The 4,574-nt window shown below is 71.8% G+C and carries 5 protein-coding genes; 3 read left to right on the top strand and 2 right to left on the bottom strand.

Annotated features, from left to right (window positions below; all coding sequences use genetic code 11):
- Positions 1-48: 48 nt before the first annotated feature.
- On the bottom strand, positions 49-1,059 hold the full coding sequence (locus ACFW9D_RS37875) for an RNA polymerase sigma factor RpoD/SigA (protein ID WP_188338387.1): 1,011 nt from the start codon (positions 1,057-1,059) through the stop codon (positions 49-51).
- Between the two features lie 177 nt (positions 1,060-1,236).
- On the opposite strand from ACFW9D_RS37875, the gene ACFW9D_RS37870 reads away from it, so the two are divergent.
- Positions 1,237-1,767 (top strand): GNAT family N-acetyltransferase, encoded by a 531-nt coding sequence (locus ACFW9D_RS37870; RefSeq protein WP_188338386.1) that lies wholly within the window; start codon positions 1,237-1,239, stop codon positions 1,765-1,767.
- A 118-nt stretch (positions 1,768-1,885) separates the two neighbouring features.
- A complete protein-coding gene (locus tag ACFW9D_RS37865; protein WP_384629978.1) occupies positions 1,886-2,914 on the top strand; it encodes a questin oxidase family protein in 1,029 nt (342 codons plus the stop codon).
- 226 nt (positions 2,915-3,140) lie between these two features.
- On the opposite strand, the gene ACFW9D_RS37860 is transcribed toward ACFW9D_RS37865, so the two are convergent.
- On the bottom strand, positions 3,141-3,902 hold the full coding sequence (locus ACFW9D_RS37860) for a dioxygenase (RefSeq protein WP_384629981.1): 762 nt from the start codon (positions 3,900-3,902) through the stop codon (positions 3,141-3,143).
- A gap of 151 nt (positions 3,903-4,053) precedes the next feature.
- On the opposite strand from ACFW9D_RS37860, the gene ACFW9D_RS37855 reads away from it, so the two are divergent.
- Positions 4,054-4,574: MarR family winged helix-turn-helix transcriptional regulator (locus ACFW9D_RS37855; protein ID WP_384629976.1), on the top strand; the 521-nt coding region annotated here is incomplete at its 3' end.

The following is a 4,574-nucleotide window of genomic DNA, read 5'->3' as shown; positions in this document are numbered from 1 at the left end:
GGGCCGCCCCCCTGAAGGCGCCGCCCGTCCCGCACTCCCCCGGAGGGGCTACGCCGCCGCGTCGAACCCCGTGTCCCGGGCCAACTTCTTCAGCTCCAACAGCGCGTGCTTCTCGATCTGCCGGATCCGCTCACGGGTCAGCCCGTGCTCCTTGCCGACCTCCGTGAGGGTCCGCTCACGGCCGTCGTCGATCCCGTACCGCATCTTGATGATGGACGCCGTGCGCTGGTCGAGCCGCCCGATCAGATCGTCCAGCTCCTCGCTGCGCAGCAGCGTGAGCACGGACTGCTCCGGAGACACCGCCGACGTGTCCTCGAGGAGGTCGCCGAACTGCGTCTCGCCCTCGTCGTCCACCGACATGTTCAGCGAGACCGGGTCGCGGGCCCAGTCGAGCACGTCGGTGACCCGCTCCGGCGTCGTCTTGTCGAGCTCGGCGGCGATCTCCGCGGGCTCGGGCTCGCGCCCGTGCTCACGGTTGAACTCGCGCTGCACGCGGCGGATGCGGCCCAGCTCCTCGACCAGGTGGACGGGGAGACGGATCGTGCGCGACTGGTCGGCTATGGACCGCGTGATGGCCTGGCGGATCCACCACGTGGCGTACGTGGAGAACTTGAAGCCCTTGCGGTAGTCGAACTTCTCGACGGCGCGGACCAGGCCCGCGTTCCCCTCCTGGATCAGGTCGAGCAGGGGGAGGCCCGAGCGCGGGTACCGCCGGGCGACCGCCACGACCAGACGCAGGTTCGACCTGATGAAGACGTCCTTGGCCTTCTCGGACTCGGCGACCAGCGCTTCCAGCTCCTCGCGGGTCGCCTTGCCGGCGGCCGCGCTGTCCTCGACCTCTCCGTCGAGGATCTGCTGGGCGTAGACACCCGCCTCGATGGTCTGGGACAGCTCGACTTCCTTGGCGGCGTCGAGCAGCGGTGTACGCGCGATCTCGTCGAGGTACATCCCGACCAGGTCGCGGTCGGCGATCTCCCCGCCTACGGCGCGAACACTGCGTGCCGCATCAGTCTCGCCGGACGCGGCGGACTTACGACGGGCTACGGCACGGGTTGCCATGCGTGCTCCCTTGCGATGGTGGGTCGACTGGGCAGGACCGCTGGTCCACCCTCCCGGGCTGACCGGCATCCGAAGGAAACAACGACTGGAATCCGGACAGAATTCCCAAGCCGACCCATCTTTTTTCTGATCATGCAGTACCCTGTCGCGCCACACCGCGCGAGAAGGAGCCCCCGGATGCCGTCGGAGTCCACAGAGGTGCAGGTCAGCCGGGGAACCGAGGGAGACCTCAGCGCCCTCACGGACCTCTACAACCACTACGTGCGCGAGACGCCGATCACCTTCGACACGGCCGTCTTCACTCCGGAGGAGCGACGCCCCTGGCTGCTCTCCCACCTCGAAGACGCCCGGTACCCACTCCTGGTTGCCCGCGAACACGACTCGGGCCGGATCCTCGGATACGCGACGGCGAGCCCCTTCCGCCCGAAGGCCGCGTACGCCACCTCCGTGGAGACCACCGTGTACTGCGCGCCGGACGCGGGCGGGCGCGGCATCGGCTCCCTCCTCTACGGGGCGCTGTTCGCCGCGCTCGCCGGGCAGGACGTGCACCGCGCGTACGCGGGCGTCACCCAGCCGAACGAGGCCTCCGCCCGCCTCCACACCCGCTTCGGCTTCCGCCCCGTCGGCACGTACCGGGAGGTCGGCCGGAAGTTCGGGCGGTACTGGGACGTCGCCTGGTACGAGAAGGACCTCGCCCCGGGCGCGTAAACCCGCCCCTGGAGGGATGCCTCGTCGCGGCCTCGGTCAGATGGACGAGCCGGAGTACGACCGGGAGTAGACCCAACGGCCGATCCGCCGCCCCTCGTGCCGCCCCTACGGTGCCGCCATGGACACCATCCACGACACCACTGGCACCCTCGACGAAGCGCTCCAGCGACTGCACACCACCGGTCCGGAGTTCGACGGCTGGCTCAGCAACCACGGGCCGATGGCCGTGGAGTCCCTCGTACGGGGCGGGCAGGCGCCGCGCGTGCACCGCTGGCTCGACCAGTACTCCGAGCGGCTCGACGCGATGCCCGCGCCGGGCGACCCGATCCGCGCCGACGACTGGCAGGGCGCTCTCGGCGACCCCAAGCGCCTCGCCGACTGGATCGTCTTCTTCGAGCGGGCCGTCACCGAGCGGCCCTGGCGCGACGTCCTCGCCGAGTGGTGGCCCCGGCTGCTGCCCGGCATCGCGGCGGGCGCCACGCACCCCGTGATCCGGGTCGGCCACGCCGTCCGCACCCTGCTCGCCGAACCCGCCGGGACGAACGCCCCGCGTCTCGCCGAGCTCGCGCACGGGCTCGGCTACTGGGCCGCCCGGCACCAGCCGCTGCCGCCGCTCACCTCGCTGCCCTCCGTGCCGGACGCGGCGGGGGCGCTCGACTCGGTGCCGCGGATCGACGACCAGTCGGGCGGGATCCGGGCGCGGTTCACCCGGCTCACGGCGTTCCCCGCGTGGGCGGAGGCGGGGCCCGTCGATCCGGACGCGGCGCGCGAGCGGCTCGGGGAGCTGGTCGGGGCGGCCGTGCGCATGTACGGGACGCATGCGCTGGGGTCGCCGGTGATGCTCGTGCACGCCGCGACCGCGCCGAACGCGGTGCTGCGGACACTGCCCGCGTTGCCGCGCGAGCTGTGGGCCGGGTCCCTGGAGGCGGCCTGGGCGGCGAGTGCGGCGGTGACGTCCGTGTACGCGCCGTCCACGCCCGCGCCCGCGCCGGTCCCCTCCGGGGCCGAGCCCGAGGAGGTCTTCGCGCGGGCCGCGGCGCACGGCAACGACCACGCGATCAAGTTCGCCGACACGGCCCTGGAGGTCGGCGGCGAGCAGGCGCTGGCCGCTGCCCAACTCGCCCTCGACCTGATCGAGCCCGCCTGATCACCGTCGGAGTCCGCGGCCCGGTGGGGGTTGCTCGCGCCCCGCGGCGGAGCCGCTGATGGACACAGCCCCGCGCCCCTGAAGGCATGCGGCTTCGCCGCGCCTTCCCCAGATCAAGGCGTCCGGCGCCATTCATCGAGGAGATGCGGCGCGAAGCGCCATGCATCTCAGGGGCGCGGGGAACTGCGCGACCAGCCACCGACCACCCGCACCCGGCGACGCGGCCTCAGCCGAACTGGACCGACCGCTTCGCCAGACCCATCCAGAACCCGTCGATCACGGAGCGCTGAGAGCCCAGTTCGCCGGAGGCATCCGCCGCCCCCATCGTCACGAACAGCGGCGCGAAGTGCTCCGTACGCGGATGGGCCAGATTGCCGGCCGGCGCCTTGCGCGTGAAGTCCAGCAGCGCGTCCACGTCTCCCGCGTCGAGCGCCCGGTGCCCCCAGTCGTCGAACTCGACCGACCAGGACGGGATGCCGCCCTGCCGCAGCGCGGCCAGGTTGTGCGTGAAGAACCCGGAGCCGACGATCAGGACGCCCTCGTCCCGGAGCGGGGCGAGCCGCCGGCCGATCTCCATGAGCTTGTGCGGGTCGAGCGTCGGCATGGAGACCTGGAGGACCGGGATGTCGGCGTCCGGGTACATCTCGACGAGCGGCACGTACGCGCCGTGGTCCAGTCCCCGGTCGGGCACGTCCTGCACGGGGATGCCGGGGGCCCGCAGCAGCTTGCGTACGGATTCGGCCAGTTCCGGCGCGCCCGGAGCCGCGTACTGGACCTGGTAGTAGTGCTCGGGGAAGCCCCAGAAGTCGTAGACGAGCGGCACGGTCTCGGTGGCGCCGAGGGCGAGCGGGGCCTCCTCCCAGTGCGCGGAGACCATCAGGATCGCCTTGGGGCGCGGCAGGTCGGCCGACCAGGACGCGAGCTGGCCGGTCCACAGGGCGTCGTCGGCGAGCGGCGGCGCGCCGTGGGAGAGGTACAGCGCGGGCATGCGCTCCGGCGCGGGTGCGGTCACGGCAGCCTCCAGCGAGTCAGAAAGTTTGAAGTTTCAAGCGTCCAGCCACTGCCAAAAGTAATCGTTGTTTGTTTAATATTCAAGAAGGAAGCTTGGGGTGAGTCCTGGCAAGGGAGACGATGGAGTCATGGAGAGCGCAGAGCCGCAGTGGCTGACCGACGACGAGCAGCGCACCTGGCGTGCGTACCTGCATGCCACCACGCTCCTCGAGGATCACCTGGACCGGCAACTGCAGCGCGACGCGAAGATGCCGCACATCTACTTCGGCCTGCTCGTCACCCTCAGCGAGGCCCCGCACCGCCGGCTGCGGATGACCGAGCTGGCCATCCAGTCCAAGATCACCCGCTCCCGCCTCTCGCACGCGATCGCGCGCCTGGAGAAGAACGGGTGGGTGCGGCGCGAGGACTGCCCGTCGGACAAGCGCGGCCAGTTCGCGGTGCTCACCGACGAGGGGCTCGGCGTGCTGCGGCAGAGCGCCCCGGGCCATGTCTCGACGGTCCGCCAGGCACTCTTCGCCCGGCTCTCCCCCGAACAGCAGAAGTGGGGGGGGGCGGGGTGGGGGAGGATGGGTGGACCGGGCGAGAGAGATCGAGAGTGCGCGCGCGCGCCCGCGCGCGCCGGGGGGGCGGCGCGCCAGGCGAGGCGCGC

It is taken from the genome of Streptomyces sp. NPDC059524, from assembly GCF_042749255.1.
In the GTDB taxonomy this organism is placed as follows: Bacteria; Actinomycetota; Actinomycetes; order Streptomycetales; family Streptomycetaceae; genus Streptomyces; species Streptomyces xanthii.
This window is presented reverse-complemented; position numbering and strand designations above follow the sequence as displayed.

What these genes read in the sequence shown, in the direction of transcription:
- ACFW9D_RS37875 (WP_188338387.1), bottom strand. Translation starts at nt 1,059, where the DNA reads ATGGCAACCCGTGCCGTAGCCCGTCGTAAGTCCGCCGCGTCCGGCGAG.
- ACFW9D_RS37865 (WP_384629978.1), top strand. Translation starts at nt 1,886, where the DNA reads ATGGACACCATCCACGACACCACTGGCACCCTCGACGAAGCGCTCCAG.
- ACFW9D_RS37870 (WP_188338386.1), top strand. Translation starts at nt 1,237, where the DNA reads ATGCCGTCGGAGTCCACAGAGGTGCAGGTCAGCCGGGGAACCGAGGGA.
- ACFW9D_RS37860 (WP_384629981.1), bottom strand. Translation starts at nt 3,902, where the DNA reads ATGCCCGCGCTGTACCTCTCCCACGGCGCGCCGCCGCTCGCCGACGAC.